A 21,335-nucleotide genomic window follows, 5' to 3' on the forward strand; every position below is an offset into this window, starting at 1 on the left:
CGAGACTACCAATCAAACTGAGGGGCTAGCCCGTCGCGCACAGCACGCTGCCATGCAAGGCCATCCACCAATTCACCACTGTCATCTAGCGGTGGATAAGCTAATCCATTTTCGCGGCAGTATTCACTGACTTTTGGCTGCGCCCATTCAAACAAGATTCGCTGGTAGCTAGCATCATCTATACGACGCTGAGAGTACATACCCGCATTTTGACGCTGTCGCTCTGCTTCGGCCAAAATAATGCCCGCCGCTACCGAAACATTAAACGACTGGACCATGCCACGCATGGGAATCGTAATGTGGGCATCGGCCAATACACAGCCTGCCTCGCTCACACCCAGCTTTTCTGCCCCCAACAATATCACCGTGGGGCGCGTGTAGTCCGCCTCTCTATAGTCCACAGAATCGCTGGCCAAATGCGTCGCCAACACTTGATAACCTTGGGCTTTCAATGGCGTCAACGCAGCGGTGACATCAGGCTGACGGCGCACCGCCACCCAAGTGTGAGAGCCCATCGCGGTGCCGCGAAACGCCTTGTAATCCTTATCTGGCATGGCGCAGTACATGGTGCCAATACCCGCCGCATCAGCGGTGCGGACAATAGCCGATAAATTCCGGCTTTTGTGAACATTGTCAGTCACAATCGTCAGGTCGGGTTGTCGGCACTCCAGTACCTGACGCAGCCGTCGATAGCGTTCTGCTGTCATGCAGTTTGCCTCTACAAGTAAAAACTAATCTAGGGGGCCTCAATAACCGCCATGGTCAAACGCGATACGCAGACGGTTTTATCGGCATCATCGGCGATACGAATCTCCCATACCTGGGTACGACGCCCCACATGAACCGGCCGCGCTACGCCTGTAACCAAACCCGAGCGCACTGAGCGTATGTGATTGGCATTTATATCCAAACCGACACAAGCCATGTCCTTGTCGCAGGCAATATTCGCCGCAAAGCTACCTAGGCTCTCCGCCAACACCACCGAGGCACCACCGTGCAAGATGCCCATGGGTTGATGGGTTCGTTTGTCTACAGGCATTGTGCCAACTACGTAGTCAGCGCCGATTTCGGTAATCACTATTCCCAAAGTGTCGCCAATGGTATTCACCATCATGGCATTTGCTTGGTGTAAATCTAAGCTTTGCTTCCATATCGTCATCGTGCAAATTCTCACTGAAATAGTGTGTGACATAGTATTAAAAACGCTAGCGCAGAAGCTTACCCCCCTCAATGAAAAGATCCACTGGAAATTAAAGTTTACTCTGCTAACATGGGCGCAATAATAGCGACTAAACCCACCCGGAGGAAACCCCATGTCAGCAATCCCAAGAACGGTCTATGAAGAGGAACACGAGCTGTTTCGCAGCTCAGTAAAAAAATTCCTGGAAACGGAAGCGGCGCCCTACCACGCCCAGTGGGAAAAAGACGGACAAGTTGACCGCGCGCTGTGGTTAAAAGCCGGTGAACAAGGTTTTCTATCTCCGAGCGTGAAGGAAGAGTACGGCGGCGTCGGCGTCGACTTCCGCTATAACGCCATTGTCGATGAGGAATGTGGTCGCTCTGGCTTTACTGGTATTGGCTGGGGCTTGCACTCAGATATCGCAGTACCTTATATCGAGCGCTACGGCAGCGAAGAGCAAAAGCAAAAGTATTTGCCAAAATGCGTGTCTGGCGAAATCGTGATGGCAATCGCGATGACAGAACCCGCCGCCGGCTCTGATTTACAAGGCATCAAAACCACCGCCGTCAAAGATGGCGACGATTATATTATTAATGGTTCAAAAACTTTTATCACCAACGGCCAACACGCTGACTTGGTTATTGTGGTCGCGAAAACGGATCCCACCGCTGGCGCCAAAGGCATTAGCCTGTTTTTACTAGAAGCTGGCGCCCCTGGCTTCGAAAAAGGTAAAAATCTGGAAAAAATTGGTTTAAAAGCGCAGGACACCTCCGAGCTGTTCTTCCAGGATGTTCGCGTTTCAAAAGACCAGTTGTTGGGTGAAGAAGGCATGGGCTTCATCTACATGATGCAAGACCTCCCCCAAGAGCGCTTGAATGTATCGATTATTGCAATAGCCAACGCAGAATCGATCCTAGAGCAGACCGTTAACTACGTAAAAGAGCGCAACGCCTTCGGTAAGTCGATCGCCACCTTCCAAAACACCCAATTTAAATTGGCCGAACTGGAAACCCAAGTGAGCGTGGCACGGGTCTTTTTAGATCGCTGCCTGGAACTTCATATCGAACACAAGTTTGATTCGGTAATGGCTGCCAAGGCCAAATTAATGACCACCGACCTGCAGTGCAAAGTCATCGACGAATGCCTGCAATTACACGGCGGCTACGGCTTTATGTGGGAATACCCAGTGGCACGCGCTTTTGCGGACTCTCGGGTACAACGCATATACGCTGGTACCAACGAAGTCATGAAATTGATTATCGGCAGAGATTTACTTAAGTAACTGCTCATTCAGAACGTTAAATGGGGTTGGATCAGCAACCCCATTTAATGCATCCCAGATCGACGACCACAGCTCTTCTCTATGGCTCCGAGCGGCCATTCAATCACCGAGACAAGAACTCAAGCAAAGGGTGGCCAAAATGGATTGCGGTCATTGTGGCGATTATCCACGCGCAAGCTAAGAATGCTGCGGGCTTAACATAGCTTTGCTTTCCCTCTCCCTTTTGCAAATATAACTCTCTCTGCAACGCGGCAATTCGCTGCTGCCGATGGTGCCCCAGGGAACTCATGGGCTTGCTAGCATCGCCATTACACGTCGCCAAGGTTTCTATAACATGGGCAAGTTCTGTCACGCCCTTCTCACAGCGCGCAGCAACTAGGTCGCAAATATGCTCACTGTAATTTGAGAAGTTTTGTCTTATGCGTTGCTTACGACCTCTAGGCCACGCATTAGTCACCCAATGCAAAACCCACTTACGCAAATTATCGCGACGAAACGCGTGGGTTTGCTCATGAGCAAGGATCAGCCGCAATTGCCGCGCATCCATAACATCAACTAAGCCGCGGGACAAAAAAACTTGCGGCTTAAGAAAACCAGCACACCATGCCATATGATGAGGACTTTCCACGACGAGGTAAGATGCAGAACTCGGCTCAGACAAACTACTCAATGTTTTCACGTGCCGGCGACTTCGGTGTAACTGTCTGGCCATTAACACAACAAAACCAGACAGCAGAAGAACAACCACGAACACAGCGAGAACACCTTCAACGGTATCAGTGGTCATATGAAGAGTGTGTGGCGAACAAATCGTGTCGTGGCAATGCTCGCTAATAAAGGGAAACGCCAACTCTGGTAGCGACAAAATAATCAGCGCGAAGACCGCTGAAAGCGGCGCCAACAAACTGTATATCAGAGTATAAAACGATGCATGCTCAGCTGAAGACTCAGCCATAGAGCGCAGCATTAGCGGGTAAACAAGTGCCAAGCACCAAGAAACCGCCAAGCTTATAACAGTCCAACCGAAAAGATAATTCCCGATAACGGTGAGCGTATCAGTCATCGCGTTCTGAAGGTAGGCGCTGAATAGCATCACGCATCTCAGAGGAGAGCGGCTCGGATGTCTCCTGATCGATAAACGACATAAATCCGGAAATCATCGGTGCCATATCACCATCACCGACTTGATCAGCAATTTCCCCCAGCAGCTGGGTAATAACCGCATTCCGGCTAATGGCTGCGCGATAAAGATAGTAGCGACCAGTCTTTTCCCGAGACACCAGTTCCTTTCTATAAAGACGCTCCAAGGTACTTTGCATGGTGCTCAGACTTAAGCTGCTATCGCTTATTGCCTGCAACACGTCCTGTGCCGACAGCACATCACCCCGCCACAGTATCTTCATGACCTCCAATTCCCGCGCACCCAAGGTTGGCGCTTGCCGATTGTCTCGGCGGTGACGCAATAAGCGTCCCATTTCTGCGGTAAAGGATTTCACAAAAACCGACCCCATATAGGTTTTAACGGTGTGGCGGAGAATAGCGTATTCGACAAAGCGTGTAACTGCCGATGGCATATTCCGTACGCCGTCAATAATAGATATGAGAACATACGATGAAAAGGCTGGCTTGGGTTTTATTAATACTATGTGGCAATCAAGTTATTGCCGCTGAACAAAAAATAGAAACAGTTGAGGTCGAGGGACGACGTATTAATCTCGTCGGCGAAGCCGTATCTGCATCAGAGGGTATTGTCGGCCAGCAGGAAATTTCGCTTCGGCCACTACTGCGCACCGGCGAAGTACTGGAACTGGTGCCAGGCATGGTCGTCACCCAACACAGCGGCACCGGCAAAGCCAACCAGTATTTTCTGCGCGGATTCAATCTGGATCACGGGACTGACTTTGCCACGTCGGTAGACGGTATGCCCGTCAATATGCGCACCCATGGTCACGGTCAGGGCTATTCTGATCTCAATTTTCTCATTCCCGAAGTCGTGTCCCAACTAGCCTATAAAAAAGGCGCTTACTACGCTGATGTCGGTGATTTCAGTGGTGCCGGCGGCGCACAAATTAGCACCACCAGGTCGCTAGAGCAAGGTTTGCTCGAACTCACCTTGGGTGAAGACAACTTTTACCGCGTGCTGGCAATGAACAGCCTACAAATCGGAGGCGGAACCACCACCGTCGCGGTTGAAGGCAATCGCTATGACGGTCCTTGGTCTGATATCGAAGAAGACCTGGACAAGATAAACGTCTTCCTAAAACACGCCATACCGCTTGAAGACGGCCAGCTTAGTTTCACCGTCATGGCCTATGACAACAGCTGGAATAGCGCAGATCAAATTCCCTCACGCGCGGTAGAACAGGGAATTATTGACGAATTAGGCTCCATCGACAAAACCGTCGGCGGCGAATCAAGTCGCTACAGCCTGAACGCCAATTTGGAGCTTGGCGACTGGGTAGGCTCAGCGTATGTCATCGACTACGATCTCAATTTGTGGTCCAACTTCACCTACTTTCTCGACGATGAAACCAATGGCGACCAGTTCGAGCAAGTCGACAACCGCACCATCTATGGTGGCCAGCTTGCCTACCTGTTAGAGGGCGCATTAGCTGGCCGCACCATGAGCAATAAATTCGGTGGCGACCTGCGGGTCGATGATATCAATGAAGTTGGACTTTATCGCAGCCAAGCGCGTCAACGACTGGGGGCGATTCGCAGCGACCAAGTAACAGAATCGAGCATCGGCTTGTACTGGGAAAATCGCATCACATGGACTGATTCGCTGCGCAGCGTGCTGGGAGCGCGATACGATTACTATGATTTTGATGTCGACGACAAAACCGGCATTAATATTAATAGTATCGACCTGAGCAACAACGGCGGCACGTCGGACGACAGCATTAGCTCGGTAAAAGCCAGCCTGATTTATACCTTTAATGACGAATGGGAAGGCTATATTTCCGCTGGGCAAGGCTTCCACTCAAATGACGCACGCGGCACAACGATTCGGCTAGATCCAACTGACGGCAGTGTCATCGATAGCGTAGACCCCCTGGTGCGCTCACTGGGATACGAGGTCGGTACGCGTGGTTTCATTAGCGATCGTATCAACACGTCCATCTCACTGTGGACCTTAGAACTAGATAGCGAACTGCTATTTGTCGGCGACGCTGGCAATACCGAGCCAAGTCGCGCGTCAGAAAGAAACGGCATTGAAATCACAGGCTACTACCACTTTACCGACCAGATAAGCCTGGATATCGAGTACGCCTACACGAATTCAAAATTTACTGAATCCGCGCCAGAAGGAAATAAAATTCCCGGCGCCATTAAGAATGTTTTTCAGGCTGGCTTAAATGCTGATTTCAGCAGTGGTTGGTTCGGCAGTCTGCGTGTGCGTCACTTCGGCGAAAGACCCTTGTTAGAAGACGGCTCCGTCAAATCTGACGACAGCACAATTTGGAATCTGCGCGCCGGTTACCGCATGAGCAACTGGGTCTTCAAGGCCGATGTTCTCAATCTTAGCGACAGTGACGATCACGATATCGATTATTTTTATGCCTCGCGCCTGGCGAGTGAACCGGCAGGCGTAGCTACCGACGATATCCACTATCACGTCATTGAGCCGCGCACAATTCGACTCTCAATGGGCTATAAATTCTAATTCAGCCTACCCTTCCGGCGTCTCGGCACCACGAGACGTCACCTTAAGCGACCATAAAAAAGCCGTGGCGATTTCGTAAATCGATACCTGTTCGCCACGGCTTCGCCTGCTATAATTGCCAAAATCATCCAACAAGGACTCATCCATGACCGTCGCTAGCGCACGCCACATCCTGGTAAAAACACAAGACCAAGCCCAAGATTTAAAAAGCCAAATAGCCAAAGGCGCTGATTTTGGTGAGCTGGCAAAGAAATTCTCAGACTGTCCGTCAGGAAAAAAAGGTGGTGACTTAGGAGAATTCCGTCCCGGCCAAATGGTAAAGCCCTTTGACGACGTAGTATTTAAAGAAGCGGTTTTAGAAGTTCACGGCCCCGTGAAAACCCAGTTTGGCTACCACCTAATCCAAACCATTTACCGCAACTAATACTCCATTAGTGGTGACGCCTAGCGAGGAGCGCAGTCTGCTCTTCGCTAGCAAACTCAATGCTCAATGCTCAATGCTCAATGCTCAATAGATCATCCACCGGAGGCATTGGAGTGAAGCAAACATACACCGGATCATGCCCTTGCCAGAACGTGCACTTCTCACTTCTGCTGCCACTCACTCTGGAAAGCTATCAGGCTCGAAAATGTGATTGCGACTTCTGTATGCAGCGCAATGTGTCTTATTTATCAGACCCTGACGGACAGCTAGATATTCATTCTTCGACCCCATTAGCAAAGAGCAGGCAGGGCTCAGAGCAAGCTGTTTTTCTAAGTTGCGCTCACTGCCAAACATTGATCGCCGCCACCTGTCCTTTTCCCACCGGACTTAAAGGGGCTATCAACAGCACCCTGATTACAAGTCAAGAACAGCTAAAACCAGCGGTCGATGTTTCACCCAAACAATTGAACAGCGAAGAAAAACTACGTCGTTGGCGCGCCGTCTGGCTTGCCGTTACGATAAATTAGCAGCACTTCAAAGAATAGAAGTCACATCAATATAGCTAACTAACTATTTGATAAAAATAAAAAACCCCGCATTCAATAGTGAAGCGGGGCAAATTGGAGAGAATCAGAGTGCACTGTGTAAATGGGGGCTCACATTGAGCACAGCCCTGACTTGAAATAAATGATAATGGTTATCATTTATAATATCAAGCCCTTCCACGCGAACTAGTAAATTAAACAGCCTCTATCTCTATCAAGACCTCACCCGGTGTCACTCGGTCACCTTTCTTAACAAAAATCTCGATGACTTTACCGGCGATTGGCGCCTGTACTTCCGCTTCCATTTTCATGGCTTCGGTAACGAGCACGGCCTGCCCGACCTTAACGGTATCGCCCATGGCCACCAATACTTCGACAATATTGCCCGGCATATTGGTACTAACATGGCCGGGTTTACTGGCAGATTTACGGCTGCTGGCGCCCTCAGCCTTGTATTCATTTAGCGCTTCGAAAACAACCTCTTCGGGCATGCCATCAAGTGTCATATAGATATGACGTTTGCCCGCGCCTTTTATACCGACGCCGGTAATCGCCACTTGGTAACTTTCACCGTGCACGTCGATTACAAACTCAGTGGGAACACCTCCTTCACTGACAGGGCGAGTGGATTGGCCGATAGGTTCGAGAACTTCGGGAACCAAGGTGCCAGCTTCGCGCTCGCTTAAAAATGCGCGGCCCAAATCTGGGAACATCGCATAGGTCAGCACATCTTCTTCTGATTTGGCCAACTCGCCCACTTCCTTGCGGAGCTTCGCCAGTTCTGGTGATAGTAAATCTGCAGGGCGCACGTCAATCACATCTTCAGAGCCAATCGCGCGGGCACGCAGATCTTTATCGACCTCAGCCGGCGCCGCACCGTAATGCCCTTGCAAGTACCGTTTCACTTCATTGGTGATTGTCGTGTAGCGCTTGTCGGCCAGAATATTCATTACCGCCTGAGTGCCGACGATTTGCGAGGTTGGCGTGACCAGTGGCGGATAACCGAGGTCTTTGCGCACCGCCGGTATTTCTGCAAACACATCACCAATGCGGTTCAAGGCGCCCTGCTCTTTGAGCTGGTTGGCGAGGTTAGACATCATCCCGCCGGGTACTTGGTTGATCTGCACACTCACGTCTTCGCGGGTAAATTCGCTTTCGAACTGGTGGTATTTTTTGCGCACCTCCCAAAGCTGGCTGGCAATGTCTTGCAGCGCTGGCAAATCTAAACCGGAATCCCGCGGCGTGCCTTTTAGTGCCGCCACCATCGTTTCTGTGGCTGGGTGGCTGGTACCATTGGCGAAGGCCGACATGGTGGTATCGATAATATCGATACCCGCCTCAATCGCTTTCAGCTGGCACAAACCGGCAAGCCCAGAGGTCATATGGGAGTGCAATGCCAATGGCACATCAACCGTGTCTTTGAGCGCACCGACCAATTCGGAGGTCGCCATTGGGGTTAACAAACCGGCCATGTCTTTAATGGCGATGGAGTCGACACCCAGTGCCACCATGTCCTTAGCCTGCTGAACAAATTTAGCCGTGGTATGCACCGGACTAGTGGTATAGCAGAGCGTGCCCTGCGCGTGCTTGCCAGACTTCTTTACCGCCGCAATCGCAGTCTGTAAATTCCGCACGTCATTCATGGCATCAAAGACACGGAAAATATCCATGCCGTTATCGGCAGACTTTTGAATGAAAGCCTCTACCACGTCGTCAGCATAATGGCGATAACCCAAGAGATTTTGGCCCCGCACCAGCATTTGCAATTTGGTATTTGGCAGTGCCTCGCGCAGTTTACGCAGACGCTCCCACGGATCTTCTTTTAGAAAACGCACGCAGGCGTCAAAGGTTGCACCGCCCCAGACTTCTAAAGACCAAAACCCAATAGCGTCCAGCTGGGCGCACACCGGCAACATATCTTCGGTACGCAAACGGGTTGCAATCAGCGACTGGTGACCATCGCGCAGCGCAACATCAGTAATCAGAACAGCTTTATCTTGGCTCATCGTCAACTCCTATTTTTTACAGGCCAGCGTGGGCAGCAATGGCAGCAGCCACCGCAAGCGCAATATCTTCAGGACGGCTTTTATCCGAGTACTGTGTCAGTTCGGGGTGGCTTTCTACAAAACTGGTATCGAAATGACCGGAGCGAAAATCCGGGTGTTTTAAAATTTGCTGATAATAGGTCGCAGTGGTTTTCACACCCTGCAAGCGCATATCGTTTAGCGCTCGTACGCCCCTATCCAGGACGTCTTCCCAGGTCAAACCCCAGACAATCAACTTGAGACACATGGAGTCGAAATACGGCGGAATGGTATAACCGGTGTAAATCGCGGTATCGACCCGAACCCCCGGACCACCGGGCGCATAGTAGCGACTGATTTTGCCAAAACTGGGCAGAAAATCGTTTTTAGGATCTTCTGCATTAACCCGAAACTGCATGGCAAAACCGCGATAGGAAATATCTTGCTGGCGATAGCCCAGAGGCAAACCAGAGGCGATACGAATTTGTTCGCGGACAATATCCACCCCGGTGATCTGCTCGGTGATGGTGTGCTCGACCTGAACACGGGTATTCATTTCCATAAAGTAAATTTGATTATCGGCGAGCAAAAACTCCACCGTGCCGGCGTTTTCATAGCCAACTGCCTCGGCGGCACGCACCGACATCTCACCGATATAAGCGCGTTGTTCAGGTGTAAGCTGGGGCGACGGCGCAATCTCTATGAGTTTTTGGTTGCGACGCTGGATTGAGCAGTCGCGCTCAAAGAGGTGTATCACATTGCCGTGGCTGTCTGCCAAAATTTGCGCCTCAATGTGGCGCGGATTCACGATGCATTTCTCAAGAAAAACATCAGCGCGGCCAAAGGCCTTGGTTGCCTCCGACACCACGCGGTCGAACTGACGCCGCAAATCTGCCTCGCTGTCGCAGCGCCGAATGCCACGGCCACCGCCGCCAGAGGTTGCTTTTAGCATCACTGGGTAGCCAATTCCGGCGGCCACAGTCACCGCGTCTTCAACGCCTTTTAAATTCTCTTCTGTACCCGGCGTGACCGGCACACCGGCTGCCGTCATGGCTCGGCGAGCTTCGGTTTTATCGCCCATGCGGCGAATCACCTCTGCGCTGGGGCCGATAAAGGTCACCCCACGCTGGGCGCATATCTCTGCCAACTCGGCGTTCTCTGACAAAAATCCATAACCCGGATGCAGGCCGTCACAGCCGGTCTCCACCGCCAAGGCCACTAATTTACGGGGATTTAAATACCCCTCCAGCGGGTCGGCTCCCACGTTATAGGCCTCGTCGGCGCGCTTAACATGCAGGGAGAAACGGTCGGGCTCGGTATACACCGCCGCCGACCGTATGCCCATCTCGGCACAGGCCCGCACAATTCGCACCGCAATTTCACCGCGGTTGGCGATCAGGATTTTTTTCAACATAGCTGAACTCCCTATTGGGAAGAATGGCCCAGTCCATCGCTGTGGCAATCGCTAAATAGCCATTGCAAAACAACTTCACCGGCGCACAAATCAATACACCTAAAATTACATGCAGCCACCGTACCGAAAAACCTTCTAAATAAAAAATTAATAATTGTTTTGATATTAATAAGTAATTACTTATAGTGGTGCGAACTTGCGCAAAATTTGAGAGCTCAGTATCCCGTGGAAGTCAGCTACCTAAACCGCCTAACCCTCCGCCAGCTGGACGTATTCCTGGCCGTTTGCCAGCACCGCAGCTACTCCAAAGCAGCGCAGCAACTGGCCCTAACCCAGCCTGCGGTCAGCTCGCAAATACGCAGTTTGGAAGATGTCGTCGGCCAAGCGCTGTTTGACTACTTGGGCAAGCAGCTATTCTTAACCTCCGCCGGCGAGCTCATGCAACGCGCTGCCCGCGATCTCAAGCAGCGTCTGGTGCACCTGGAAATAGAGTTAACTGAACTTCATGGTCGTTTACAGGGCAGTCTCAATATCGCCATAGAATCCAGCGCCGAACAGCTGCTACCTAGTTATATCAATCAATTTTGCCTCCAGCACCCGGACGTCAATATCAGCCTACACGTAGTTAACCATCAACGTTTGCTGGAGCGACTTGCAGATAACCTCGACGATTTAGCCATAATGACCCAAGTACCTGAAGGCCGGGCCCTCAGCTACACGCCCTTCGCAGAACACCAATTATTAGTCGTGGCCTCGCCGAACCACCCACTAACACAGCAAAACGAAATCCACGGCATCAGCCTTATCCAGTTGCTTGAACATCCCCTGCTGCTGCGCGAACCGGGTTCCGGAAGCCGCCAAATATTCGAATCATTCTGCCGCCAACAAAGCTGTGTAATTCAGTACGTGCGCCAAATGGGGAGCAACCTAGCTATTCGGCAATGCCTGCTGAATGGTGATGGCTGCGCCGTGCTGCCGGCGGCGCTGGTCGCGGAAGACATCAGTACGGGCAAACTACATGCACTTGCCGTGGACGGGTTTCCTATTCGCCGATCCTGGTGCGCGGTATATCCAAAAGGTAAACACCTAAACCCATTGACCAAGGCCTTTTATGAGTTGCTACAAACCGGAGGTAACAAGCTCTCAGTGCCAGCCACCAGCAAGGCATAGCCCACATCGATCGCTAAAGGGCCCCTAGCCGCCCGCCTGTGGCCGGCAAGAAGTGCAGACTCCGCTTTTAGAAATCCAATATAGACACATCTACAAAAACACGGTTTGATAGACCCTAACTACACATCCAAGTCGCAGCATCTTGCAGGTAAGCACTGTAACTATAAATACCAAAGGAACAGGTAATGACCACCATCCTACTCAGCAATATAGAAATCATCCCTGGCAAACGCGTGAGCCAACACCTTGGCTTAGTGCTAGGCAGCACAGTTCGCGCTAAGCACGCGGGTAAAGACATCATGGCGGGACTAAAGAACATCTTTGGCGGCGAACTCGGCGGTTACACCGAGTTACTGTCTGAAGCGCGCCAGGAAGCAACCGACCGAATGACTGAGCAAGCTAAGGTAATCGGCGCCAACGCCGTGATCAATGTGCGCTACTCTACGTCCTCTATCGCCGCCGGCGCATCTGAAATATTAGCGTATGGCACCGCTGTTTTCCTCGAGGAAAGATAGCCATGGATGCCCTTATCCAGTTAGGCATATTTGCAACACTACTGGGGTTTGGTTTTTTCTTTGGTCGCCGAGCCGAAGCAAAACACTACCAAAGCATCTTCGCCCGCGAAGACGAACTGCGCCAAATTGTGGTGTCGACCGACCGTTTTCCCCCGAAAGAGTTTATGAATCACAACGCCGCACTCGTTAGCGGCAATGTGGTCATTTCAGTAGATTACTTCAAGCGGGTATCAGCTGGACTGCGAGCGCTCGTCGGTGGCCGTATTCGCAGCTATGAGACATTGCTAGACCGCGCCCGTCGCGAAGCCTTGCTGCGCATGCAGGAACAAGCTCGCATAGCTGGCGCCGAGGCTATCATCAACACCAAATTTGAAACCAGCCGCGTATCTGGCAATAACAATAAAGGCATTGGTTCTATCGAAGTCCTGGCTTATGGCACCGCCTTATCACCTAAGGCTTTAGAAGCAAGCACCTTTACACTGTGAGCTTCGCCAAGCAAAACCCGAAAATCCCCGAGGGCATAAATACCTCTGCGGATAACCCCCTCAAGGAATTCTTTATTTTACTTGCGGGTGTGCTCTTAGTACTTGGCGTAAGCGTCGCCCTTCTGCTGCTGCTTGCAAACACCTTCGCACCCCACATCCCGTTTCATTATGAACAGCAATTGACGAACAAATACGGTGAGTGGTCCAAGTCGAAAACCGAATCCAGCCTCGCCCTTCAGGAGGCCGAAGCCGCCGTGCAAGATCTTGGTCAGCAGCTCGCTGCGCAAGCTGATCTGGGCTCAGACATCAGCGTACATTTCCATCTTCTAGATCAAGCAGAAACGCCCAACGCCTTTGCCACCCTTGGCGGTCATATCTTTGTTACCACTGGCCTGCTGAAAGAGGTTTCGTCTGAAAATGCACTGGCCATGGTGCTGGCTCATGAAATTGCCCATATTAAATTTCGACACCCCGCCCAGTCTTTAAGCGGCGGCCTGCTGGTTCAGCTATTTTTAAGCATTATCACAGGCGGGCAAAACGCCACCGCACTTCAAAATACCACTCAGCAGGCGGGGCTACTCACCATGCTCGGGTTTAGTCGCCAAATGGAAAGCAAGGCCGATGACGCCGCCCTCACTACGTTAGAAAATTACTACGGCCACTTAGCCGGCGCCGAAGAGTTTTTTAGCAAGGTACTGGCACAACATGGACAGGCGCGCTGGCAGGCCTTATTTACTAGCCATCCCGACTTACGCCAACGTATTGACCATATTCAGCGCCGCGCCGAACAGCAGAGTGGGGCTAATTCGGGTGATAACACCGCGCAAGCCATCACACCGCTAGACCCACGGCTGGCGAATTTCGACGCGTAAGCCCCCACGCTAGCACCTCCCGCTCACCAGCCGACCACACACTTGCACCGGAGCGCCACGATTCACTGCGACGAAACAATGAACCCGATAGCCAAGCACCTGTCTGAATGCTCGCACCCCCTTCGCTGAGGACACAATGCCAACATTACGACAAGGCCAATTTGCCGCTCACATATACACCCTAGTCGCCCTATTACTCACCCTGGCATCCCCCAGCAACTTTGCCGACACAGCCAAATCCGCCACTACTAAGTATTCTTATAGCGACGCCCATCTCCACATAGTTGATTTCTTTCAAGAGGGTGACCCCCTACCCGATCTCATTCGCGCGATGGACAAAGGCGGGATTGACCACGCCATGATTAGCGGTATTCCACTCATGAAAAAATGGCATGAGAACGAGCCAAAACGACCACGCTACTACGCCGGTGATGACGCCGGCATGTACTGGTATAGCGCCACCGACAGCTACGTAGCCGAAGCTTATCGCAAGCTTCCCAAAGAACAGCGTGAAAGACTGCACCCCTTCTTATGCGGCTTTAACCCCACCGACAAAAACGCCGACAAACATCTGCGCCAAATGCTGGAAACCTACCCCAATGTTTGGCAGGGCATTGGCGAAGTACTCACCCGCCACGACGACCTCACCGCCCTCACCCAGGACGACACCCCTCGGGCAAACAACGAGGCCATGTACCGTGTTTACCGCGTTGCAGCAGAGTTTGAACTACCGGTACTACTTCATAGCAACATCACCTCAAAGCGCGAGCGCAACCCGTTGTATGTCAGCGAAATTAAAGACGCCCTTGCCGCCCACCCAGACGTCAACTTTATTTGGGCGCACGCTGGCACCAGCGCAACACTGCACCGCTATCAAGACAAACTGGATTTCTTGTTAACAGAATTAGAAAAATTGCTGGCTGACCACGACAACCTCTACATCGATTTATCGTGGACCGTTTTAGAGCCCTATCTACTCGACAAAAGCCAGGACGCCGCTGCCGGCTGGGTTAAGCTAGTAGAACAGTACCCGACACGATTTATGATCGGTTCCGATGCGCTCGGCAGCTACGACAAAATTGCGGCAAGCCTAAAGGAATATACACCCTTCCTTTCTGCTTTAAGTAAAGAAACCGCACAGAAACTCGCGCGGGATAATTTCTTGGCACTACTGCCGCCTAAACCGATTAGCGACAAGCTCGCTAACGCTGACCAAGATAAAGATTAACGCGGGAAAACTCTTCTGATTCCGCCAAATCTGGCACCGTAGTGGCGCGCTGCAAGGCGAGCCACTGGTAGCCATCCACTTGAAAGTCCTTAACCCGCGAATCGGCAACCAACACCGTCGGCGCGCGCTTTAGAAATGCATCTAACAGGGGTAAATTGGCGCGATCATACAAAACATCGGCCACTAAAATCAGATCGTAATCATCGTCGTTGGCGAAAAAATCGTCGCTATAACTAAGCTCTGTCTCGTTAAGCGCGGCATTAGCACGACTAGCTTTAATAGCATCTTCATCAAGATCACAGGCAATAACTTCACTCGCGCCCGCCAACTTGGCGGCAATGGCCGCCACCCCAGAGCCGCAACCAAAATCCAAGACCTTTCTACCGTACACCAAGTCGGGATTATCAAAAATATAGCGCGCCATTACCTGACCGCTGGCCCAGCAAAAGCACCAGTATGCCGGATAGTTCATAATTCGCTGGGTTTGCTCTGGGCTCAGATCGTGCTGGGGAAAATCGGCGCTTAACAAATACAAGGGCATTTCTGGCACTAAGGGCAAGGCTGTTTCCACCACCTGTGCGGCGGGCAGGAACTCCAGTAACAACTCAGCTAAGGAATGAACCATATCTATTGATGAAAGCACTTGCTGCAAAGTCAGAACCCTTATATGTTAATACCCAAGGTAAGCATTTTACCGGAATTTTCGGCGCGCGCTTTAAGCGCAACGAAAACAATCGGAGAAGCCTATGAGTAATTTGCCCATAAAGCAGCTGGTGCACGATGTATTATTTCAACTGCAAGACTGCGAGCCCGCTCAGCTAATCTCTTGCCTCAATTGCCGCCAGGCAATAACGGCGAACAATTACCGCACCCGTATTCACGACCAACACCACCACCGCTTTGTTAACCCCGACGGCATTATCTATGATGTCTGCTGTTTCAATGCCGCCCCCGGCACCATTATCAATGGCGAGGCCATGACACAATACTGCTGGTTTCAGGGCTACCGCTGGCAATATGCGCACTGTGAACACTGCGCCGATCAGCTCGGCTGGTACTATGAAAATGACCGCAATGAATCCTTCTTTGCGCTCATTCCCAGCTCGCTAAGAACTAAAAATTAAGCTGTCATTATCCGGTATACTTGCGCACTCCACATGCCGCAAGCCATTAGCACCTTATGCCCGACAGCTCAAACCCAGAACAGCCCGGCGGCAAGGCCGACTTTATTGTGCCGTATTGCGATGAGGCCATTGCGTACCTGCACACCGACGACGACCTGCTCATTGTCAGTAAACCCGCTGGACTGCTGTCAGTCCCCGGCCGCCATCCAGACAATAAAGACTGTCTCATTAGCCGAATCAACCAGGACTACCCCAAGGCCAGCATTGTTCATCGCCTGGACATGGCCACTTCCGGCCTGATGATTATTGCCTGCCACCCAGATAGCCACCGCGCCCTGAGCCGTTTATTTCAGGACCGCAAAATTTATAAAGAATACCAGGCCGTCGTATACGGCAAAGTCGCGAGTATGGAAGGCTTTATCGACCTGCCCCTCGCCTGTGACTGGCCCAATCGCCCCCGCCAGGAACTCAATTTCAACTATGGCAAACGCGCCCAAACCCACTTTGAACATTGCGGCGTGAACCAAGAGGGTCACAGCAAATTGCGCTTAATTCCGGTCACCGGTCGCTCCCACCAGCTCCGGGTTCACACCGCCAGCATCGGCCACCCCATATTGGGCTGTGAATTTTATGCCCACCCCGCTGCGAAGGCGGCCGCCGACCGATTGCTGCTGCACGCATCACGATTGCGATTTACACACCCCACTAGCAATACTGAATTAGATATTTCCCTGCCAGCCCCGTTCTGGTCGTAACACCCAACACCCTAAGCTCCGCCTCTATTCCGAGCACTACGCAGACTGTCACCGCTGTCTAATTCAAGCGTATTTTCGCGAAGCGTCACAATCGCGCTGTATATGTGATATACCTTGGCAGTGATTGACATCTTTTCGCCAAGTACGTCGCAAGCGGAGTGACAAGCACTGCGAATTTTAACGATATCGCTGTCCAAGTAATCCAATACCCGCGAATCCAAGCTTGCTTCACCCCAAAAGGAGTCAAGACATGTGGTTAAAAACCAGCTGTGATCTGTCGTTTAATATTGAAGTACCCACTCCCTTTGTCCTTATGCTCAGGCCCCGCAGTGGCGCACAGCAATGGATAGCCAGCGAGCAATACAAACTGGTTCCCAGCGTACCCGCATTTGAATTCACCGACGGCTACGGCAATCTCTGCCAACGCTTAGTCGCGCAACCGGGCAATTTCTCGGTCCACACCCGCGCCGAGGCCAAAACCGCCGACGTGTTAGACCGCGCACCGGGCGCGCCTTTTGTAGAGATTCAAAACCTGCCTGACTCTGTACTGAGCTTTTTACTACCCAGTCGCTACTGCGAATCTGATCGCTTTGGCCAAATGGCCCTAGAAATCACCTACGGGCAATTTTTAGGTTACGACCAAGTGGCCGCTATCGAAAACTGGCTGCGCGACAACATTAGCTACATCCCAGGCGCCAACGACGTGCAAGTAACAGCCATAGAAATTAACGCCAGACAATGGGGGGTCTGCCGTGACATGGCCCACCTCGGCATCGCCCTGTGCCGAAGCTTAAGTATTCCCGCGCGCATGGTGGTGGGTTATTTGTATGGCTTACAGCCAATGGATCTACACGCGTGGTTTGAAGCCTATGTGGGCGACCGCTGGTACACCTTCGATGCAACCCAGCCGGTTCTGAGAGGCGGGTATGTATCTATTGGCTATGGCCGCGATGCCGCCGACGTCGCCGTTTACAATCAATTTGGGCCGGGGGTTTACCCTTCCAGCCAAGTAATTAGCGTAGAGCAAATTAACGAAAGCACCGTTGTAAATTAGCGGACACCCGTTTCAACACTGGAAGCACTATGCAGCGCTACAAAATTCTCCATCGCACCTATTATAACTTTTCGTCCGCGGTAACCCTTGGGCCGCACTTCCTGCGCCTGCGTCCCAGAGAAGATTACGAGCTACGCTTAGAATCGTTTTCCCTCAACATCACACCGAGTGCCACCCTACTCTGGCATCGCGATGCCGAGGGCAACTCGGTCGCCACCGCCACATTCGACCTCGCCACTCAACAACTGGTATTTGAAAGCGAACTCATCATTCAGCAATACAATGAAGCGCCGCTCAATTTTATGGTTGCCGATTACGCGGTTCACTACCCGTTCAACTACACCCAAGACGATCAAGTCTTGCTCAGCCCCTATATGCAGTTGCCAGATCAAGACACCCAACAACAGATCAAACAGTGGACCCAGCAGCTGTGGCAAGCAGGCGAAAAAATTCAGACTTACACCGCGCTGCAACGCATCGCCAGCCACATATTCAAAAACTTCACCTATAAATTACGCGAAGAACCCGGCGTACAAACCGCCAAAGAAACGCTGGCCTGCAACACAGGTTCTTGCCGAGACTTCGCCCAATTATTTATGGACGCCGCAAAGTGCATGGGACTGGCAGCGCGGTTTGTCACTGGCTATTTACACGCACCAGGACTAGATGCCGCAGGCGCAACCCACGCATGGGCAGAAGTCTATTTGCCCGGTGCAGGCTGGAAAGGCTTTGACCCTACCATCGGCGCCATGGCCGGCACGGATCATATTCCCGTTGCGGTTGCACGGCTGTCTAAATCAGTACCGCCCATAGCAGGGTCATTTATTGGCGAGCCGAAATCGACCTTAGACGTGGGGGTTTGGGTGAGCAAATTGGCTTAAGCTGCGAGATACTCTCACGCTAAACTTAACGCCTCCCCCCCCAACATTCAACTCCAAATAGCGCTTACCGGCGTATCAAGCGATAAATGAGTGACACACTGGGCCTGAAGTAATTCGGCGCAGGCTATCGCATCAGTCAGGGCATTATGCTGTCGATAGTAGGGCAAATGATAGCGAGTGCGACTATCGGAGAGTCGTATAGACGTCCGCTGACGCCCTAATAAACTGCGCCAAATTTCTTGCGACTTGCGGCGACTGAACTGCGCCTCTATCGCCATCGTATCGATAACCGGAAATTCGATTCCCTCCTGAAGATGCCGCATCAATGCAGCATGCAGAAAACGTCGTTCAATCGGCGCGTGGTGCGCTACAACAATCTTGCCCCGCAAACACCCTAGTAACGTATCAATTACATTCGAAAAATCCGGGGCATCAGCAACAGCCGAATGGGTAATCCCATGCACCACAACCGATGCTGAATGTAAGTTAGTCTTTGGTTTTACAATCCAGTGTTTAGACTCGCCACAACGTATACGACTGATACTCATCGGCACCAAGCCAATACTCACAATGCTGTCGCGACTCGGGTCCAAACCTGTGGTTTCAAAATCCAAGGCCACCATCGGCACGTCAAGCAATGGCGTTGACGCGGAAATAACGCCCTGTTGATAAAACGCTTTTAATGACGGGTATTTACTGGTTTTGGCTAGGGATGCGAAACGGCCAGACCAATCCAATTGTTTGGTCTTTGCCAGCGTTTGCCCCTGGCGTGCAAGTTGGTTTTTACCAATGTAAAACACACACGCCCCTCAGTTCACTCTGCCAGGTTGATACCTGAATTTCATATAACGCTGGGCACTACTCAATATTTGAAACGCTTCTTTAAGATTTTTACGTTCAAAATCGGACAAATACTCCGGCTCAATATTATTGTCTGGTTCCCGTTTTAGCTCGATATCAGAGACTTGATTCCGAATCCTGACCATCGCGATGAACTCAAGCGCGTCGCGTAAATCGAGCCCCCTGCCTGGCGGCAGAATCCCCGCCTCAATAATATCTTCCAGTCGTTCAAAGGTGTTACGGGCCTGTGAACCGACAGCGAGGGCATGTACACGCACAAGGTCGGCAATCGGGGCAGTCCCCCGCCGTTTCATATTAATGGAATTGCTCTGACGGCCATCTGTCTCCATGACAAAATCTTTGAAAAAACCCAGTGGCGGTGTTCTCAGCAAAGCATTACGAGACATGCATGCCAAAAACCGAGAGTTTTTAGTCGCCGTTTGCCGTATCAGCTGATTCAGCTCTTTTGCCCAGTTGATTTGTCCCCAAACGCCTTCCAAGTCAAAGAAAATACCGCTGTGCAATAAGGACTCCGCGCTGGGTTTCTGAATCCACTCAGTAAAGTATTGCCGCCAAACGGCCAGTGGTTGCCGCCAGTGAATATTGCTCGCCATGATATTTCCGGTGCAGTAGCTATAACCACAGCGCGCCAAACCGTCACTGACAAAAGTCGCCAGTGCTTTGAAATAGTCATCGTGTAATTTGGGCTCAAAGCTATTATCGAGTATGAGCGCATTGTCTTGGTCGGTGACAATCAATTGCTCGCCTCGTGCCATTGATCCCAAGGCGAGAAAACAATACGGAACCGGTGGCGCCCCCAACTCGGCCTCGGCAAGCTCACACAAGCGTTGTTTAAAACTGCGACCTATCGCGGCCATCGCACTGCCAATCATTTTTGAATTGGCGTCCTGATAAACCATTCGCGTAAAGCTCCCCTCCACCTCCTGTTTAAGGGCGGCCAACTCATCGACGTTTTGGGCATTTGAAATACTTCTAACTACAAACAAACTGTTTTGCGATTCGTAGCGGAGGATATCGAGGTGACTAATCAGACCAATATGCTGCTCCTTTTTTAGGACCGGCAGATGCTGCACGTTATGCTTGAGCATAAGCATCATGGCATCAAACACAAAGTGGTTGCTCTGCACATAAATCAAGTCGGTGCTCATGATGTCGGCAACCGCAATATCCGTACTCAAGCCCTTTGCAACCAGGCGGCTGCGGATATCTAAATCCGTCACAATACCGACCACGCTGCCGGACGACACGTCCTGACCTTTTTCTGAATCAATGACCAGCAGTGACGATACGTTTTCTTCAGTCATACGAATTGCCGCACGTTGCACCGTTGTTGTACAGGAAACAGACACAGGCAAACTGGTAATTAAGGTCGCGACCTTAGCGGTTAACAAGCTGTCGCCATCTTCTCTCTTGGTGGTGAACTGACGTAAACGGGTTAGATCTTCCACTTCGACATAATCGGCAAAATGCTCAAAATTATCGAATAAATAATTAAATGTTTCCTCGCCTATCAGGTAAACCAGCGTGTCTTCCAACGCGGTAACAGGAAAACGAATTGGGCGACTGAGCATCAAACTTTGCTCACCAAAAAAGTCGCCCTCACCGAGCCGGTTATAGAGCTTCCCGTCACGGCGAAACACTTCTACCACACCACTGCGAATCACATACCAATGATGATTGTCTTGCCCTAGCGGCAAAATAGTCGACTGCGCGCGAAAATAAGCGATCTCGACATTGTTCGCAACATTAGTCAGCACCTCTTCTGACAAATCAGAGAAGGGCGAGTGACGCCTGAAAAAATCCAGAACTTCCGATTGCTCTGCCTGCATTGTCCTGCTCCGTGATGTACTAAGC

Annotated in this window: 22 protein-coding genes; 13 read left to right on the top strand and 9 right to left on the bottom strand. The window is 51.4% G+C overall.

Annotated features, from left to right (window positions below; translation table 11 throughout):
• Positions 1-5: 5 nt before the first annotated feature.
• A complete protein-coding gene (gene trmH / locus KXJ70_RS13335) occupies positions 6-707 on the bottom strand; it encodes a tRNA (guanosine(18)-2'-O)-methyltransferase TrmH (RefSeq protein WP_219044001.1) in 702 nt (233 codons plus the stop codon).
• 29 nt (positions 708-736) lie between these two features.
• Positions 737-1,159, bottom strand: a complete 423-nt coding sequence (locus KXJ70_RS13340) for a hotdog fold thioesterase (RefSeq protein ID WP_219044002.1) — start codon at positions 1,157-1,159, stop codon at positions 737-739.
• Between the two features lie 154 nt (positions 1,160-1,313).
• Here KXJ70_RS13340 and KXJ70_RS13345 point away from each other — a divergent pair, with 154 nt between their 5' ends.
• Positions 1,314-2,462 carry an acyl-CoA dehydrogenase family protein gene (locus KXJ70_RS13345; RefSeq protein WP_219044003.1) on the top strand — a complete coding sequence of 383 codons (1,149 nt, stop codon included), beginning with the start codon at positions 1,314-1,316 and terminating at the stop codon, positions 2,460-2,462.
• Positions 2,463-2,565: 103 nt separating this feature from the next.
• Here the strand turns inward: KXJ70_RS13345 and KXJ70_RS13350 are convergent, their stop codons facing one another.
• The gene (locus tag KXJ70_RS13350; protein WP_219044004.1) at positions 2,566-3,525 is read right to left on the bottom strand and encodes a M56 family metallopeptidase; all 960 of its coding nucleotides are present in this window, start codon (positions 3,523-3,525) and stop codon (positions 2,566-2,568) included.
• The gene (locus tag KXJ70_RS13355; protein WP_255558458.1) at positions 3,518-4,036 is read right to left on the bottom strand and encodes a BlaI/MecI/CopY family transcriptional regulator; all 519 of its coding nucleotides are present in this window, start codon (positions 4,034-4,036) and stop codon (positions 3,518-3,520) included. Before KXJ70_RS13355 ends, KXJ70_RS13350 begins: the two co-directional genes overlap by 8 nt.
• A gap of 38 nt (positions 4,037-4,074) precedes the next feature.
• On the opposite strand from KXJ70_RS13355, the gene KXJ70_RS13360 reads away from it, so the two are divergent.
• From KXJ70_RS13360 to KXJ70_RS13370, 3 genes are all read left to right on the top strand, one after another.
• Entirely contained in the window at positions 4,075-6,129 is a 2,055-nt protein-coding gene (locus KXJ70_RS13360; protein WP_219044005.1) for a TonB-dependent receptor, read from the top strand.
• A 115-nt stretch (positions 6,130-6,244) separates the two neighbouring features.
• Positions 6,245-6,553, top strand: coding sequence for a peptidylprolyl isomerase (locus tag KXJ70_RS13365; protein ID WP_255558459.1), 309 nt, complete (start codon positions 6,245-6,247; stop codon positions 6,551-6,553).
• 224 nt (positions 6,554-6,777) lie between these two features.
• Positions 6,778-7,080: a hypothetical protein gene (locus KXJ70_RS13370; protein WP_219044007.1), complete on the top strand. Its 303-nt coding sequence runs from the start codon at positions 6,778-6,780 to the stop codon at positions 7,078-7,080.
• A 212-nt stretch (positions 7,081-7,292) separates the two neighbouring features.
• Here KXJ70_RS13370 and oadA read toward each other — a convergent pair whose 3' ends face one another.
• Both oadA and KXJ70_RS13380 read right to left on the bottom strand, forming a co-directional pair.
• On the bottom strand, positions 7,293-9,104 hold the full coding sequence (oadA, locus tag KXJ70_RS13375; protein WP_219044008.1) for a sodium-extruding oxaloacetate decarboxylase subunit alpha: 1,812 nt from the start codon (positions 9,102-9,104) through the stop codon (positions 7,293-7,295).
• A gap of 16 nt (positions 9,105-9,120) precedes the next feature.
• Positions 9,121-10,536: an acetyl-CoA carboxylase biotin carboxylase subunit gene (locus KXJ70_RS13380; RefSeq protein ID WP_219044009.1), complete on the bottom strand. Its 1,416-nt coding sequence runs from the start codon at positions 10,534-10,536 to the stop codon at positions 9,121-9,123.
• Between the two features lie 225 nt (positions 10,537-10,761).
• Between KXJ70_RS13380 and KXJ70_RS13385 the strand changes: the two genes are divergently transcribed.
• From KXJ70_RS13385 to KXJ70_RS13405, 5 genes are all read left to right on the top strand, one after another.
• Positions 10,762-11,706, top strand: coding sequence for a LysR family transcriptional regulator (locus KXJ70_RS13385; RefSeq protein WP_219044010.1), 945 nt, complete (start codon positions 10,762-10,764; stop codon positions 11,704-11,706).
• 185 nt (positions 11,707-11,891) lie between these two features.
• Entirely contained in the window at positions 11,892-12,221 is a 330-nt protein-coding gene (locus KXJ70_RS13390) for a YbjQ family protein (protein WP_219044011.1), read from the top strand.
• A gap of 2 nt (positions 12,222-12,223) precedes the next feature.
• Positions 12,224-12,706: a YbjQ family protein gene (locus tag KXJ70_RS13395; protein WP_219044012.1), complete on the top strand. Its 483-nt coding sequence runs from the start codon at positions 12,224-12,226 to the stop codon at positions 12,704-12,706.
• Positions 12,703-13,578, top strand: a complete 876-nt coding sequence (locus KXJ70_RS13400; protein ID WP_219044013.1) for a M48 family metallopeptidase — start codon at positions 12,703-12,705, stop codon at positions 13,576-13,578. The genes KXJ70_RS13395 and KXJ70_RS13400 overlap by 4 nt, the downstream gene beginning before the upstream one ends.
• Before the next feature lie 136 nt (positions 13,579-13,714).
• Complete coding sequence (locus KXJ70_RS13405; RefSeq protein ID WP_219044014.1) at positions 13,715-14,806, top strand: amidohydrolase family protein; 1,092 nt, start codon at positions 13,715-13,717, stop codon at positions 14,804-14,806.
• Here KXJ70_RS13405 and KXJ70_RS13410 read toward each other — a convergent pair.
• On the bottom strand, positions 14,781-15,449 hold the full coding sequence (locus KXJ70_RS13410) for a class I SAM-dependent methyltransferase (protein ID WP_369409795.1): 669 nt from the start codon (positions 15,447-15,449) through the stop codon (positions 14,781-14,783). The genes KXJ70_RS13405 and KXJ70_RS13410 overlap by 26 nt on opposite strands.
• Before the next feature lie 103 nt (positions 15,450-15,552).
• Here KXJ70_RS13410 and KXJ70_RS13415 point away from each other — a divergent pair, with 103 nt between their 5' ends.
• The 4 genes from KXJ70_RS13415 to KXJ70_RS13430 all read left to right on the top strand — a co-directional run bounded on the left by KXJ70_RS13415 (position 15,553) and on the right by KXJ70_RS13430 (position 18,620).
• On the top strand, positions 15,553-15,930 hold the full coding sequence (locus KXJ70_RS13415) for a cereblon family protein (protein WP_219044015.1): 378 nt from the start codon (positions 15,553-15,555) through the stop codon (positions 15,928-15,930).
• 56 nt (positions 15,931-15,986) lie between these two features.
• Positions 15,987-16,685 (top strand): pseudouridine synthase, encoded by a 699-nt coding sequence (locus tag KXJ70_RS13420; RefSeq protein ID WP_219044016.1) that lies wholly within the window; start codon positions 15,987-15,989, stop codon positions 16,683-16,685.
• Between the two features lie 250 nt (positions 16,686-16,935).
• Complete coding sequence (locus tag KXJ70_RS13425; protein WP_219044017.1) at positions 16,936-17,739, top strand: transglutaminase-like domain-containing protein; 804 nt, start codon at positions 16,936-16,938, stop codon at positions 17,737-17,739.
• Positions 17,740-17,768: 29 nt separating this feature from the next.
• Entirely contained in the window at positions 17,769-18,620 is an 852-nt protein-coding gene (locus KXJ70_RS13430; RefSeq protein WP_219044018.1) for a transglutaminase family protein, read from the top strand.
• A 47-nt stretch (positions 18,621-18,667) separates the two neighbouring features.
• Here the strand turns inward: KXJ70_RS13430 and KXJ70_RS13435 are convergent, their stop codons facing one another.
• Positions 18,668-19,420, bottom strand: a complete 753-nt coding sequence (locus tag KXJ70_RS13435; RefSeq protein ID WP_219044019.1) for a 3'-5' exonuclease — start codon at positions 19,418-19,420, stop codon at positions 18,668-18,670.
• A 9-nt stretch (positions 19,421-19,429) separates the two neighbouring features.
• Positions 19,430-21,310, bottom strand: coding sequence for a DUF294 nucleotidyltransferase-like domain-containing protein (locus KXJ70_RS13440; protein WP_219044020.1), 1,881 nt, complete (start codon positions 21,308-21,310; stop codon positions 19,430-19,432).
• Positions 21,311-21,335: the final 25 nt, after the last annotated feature.

Source organism: Zhongshania aquimaris (genome assembly GCF_019312595.1).
Lineage (GTDB): Bacteria > Pseudomonadota > Gammaproteobacteria > Pseudomonadales > Spongiibacteraceae > Spongiibacter > Spongiibacter aquimaris.

Excerpts from the sequence above, each read along its gene's own strand:
- KXJ70_RS13340 (WP_219044002.1), bottom strand. The coding sequence starts at position 1,159 with ATGACGATATGGAAGCAAAGCTTAGATTTACACCAAGCAAATGCCATG.
- KXJ70_RS13440 (WP_219044020.1), bottom strand. The coding sequence starts at position 21,310 with ATGCAGGCAGAGCAATCGGAAGTTCTGGATTTTTTCAGGCGTCACTCG.
- KXJ70_RS13430 (WP_219044018.1), top strand. The coding sequence starts at position 17,769 with ATGCAGCGCTACAAAATTCTCCATCGCACCTATTATAACTTTTCGTCC.
- KXJ70_RS13395 (WP_219044012.1), top strand. The coding sequence starts at position 12,224 with ATGGATGCCCTTATCCAGTTAGGCATATTTGCAACACTACTGGGGTTT.
- KXJ70_RS13405 (WP_219044014.1), top strand. The coding sequence starts at position 13,715 with ATGCCAACATTACGACAAGGCCAATTTGCCGCTCACATATACACCCTA.
- KXJ70_RS13345 (WP_219044003.1), top strand. The coding sequence starts at position 1,314 with ATGTCAGCAATCCCAAGAACGGTCTATGAAGAGGAACACGAGCTGTTT.
- trmH (WP_219044001.1), bottom strand. The coding sequence starts at position 707 with ATGACAGCAGAACGCTATCGACGGCTGCGTCAGGTACTGGAGTGCCGA.
- KXJ70_RS13350 (WP_219044004.1), bottom strand. The coding sequence starts at position 3,525 with ATGACTGATACGCTCACCGTTATCGGGAATTATCTTTTCGGTTGGACT.
- KXJ70_RS13370 (WP_219044007.1), top strand. The coding sequence starts at position 6,778 with ATGCAGCGCAATGTGTCTTATTTATCAGACCCTGACGGACAGCTAGAT.
- KXJ70_RS13360 (WP_219044005.1), top strand. The coding sequence starts at position 4,075 with ATGAAAAGGCTGGCTTGGGTTTTATTAATACTATGTGGCAATCAAGTT.
- KXJ70_RS13380 (WP_219044009.1), bottom strand. The coding sequence starts at position 10,536 with ATGTTGAAAAAAATCCTGATCGCCAACCGCGGTGAAATTGCGGTGCGA.
- KXJ70_RS13415 (WP_219044015.1), top strand. The coding sequence starts at position 15,553 with ATGAGTAATTTGCCCATAAAGCAGCTGGTGCACGATGTATTATTTCAA.
- KXJ70_RS13425 (WP_219044017.1), top strand. The coding sequence starts at position 16,936 with ATGTGGTTAAAAACCAGCTGTGATCTGTCGTTTAATATTGAAGTACCC.
- KXJ70_RS13420 (WP_219044016.1), top strand. The coding sequence starts at position 15,987 with ATGCCCGACAGCTCAAACCCAGAACAGCCCGGCGGCAAGGCCGACTTT.
- KXJ70_RS13355 (WP_255558458.1), bottom strand. The coding sequence starts at position 4,036 with ATGCCATCGGCAGTTACACGCTTTGTCGAATACGCTATTCTCCGCCAC.
- KXJ70_RS13390 (WP_219044011.1), top strand. The coding sequence starts at position 11,892 with ATGACCACCATCCTACTCAGCAATATAGAAATCATCCCTGGCAAACGC.
- oadA (WP_219044008.1), bottom strand. The coding sequence starts at position 9,104 with ATGAGCCAAGATAAAGCTGTTCTGATTACTGATGTTGCGCTGCGCGAT.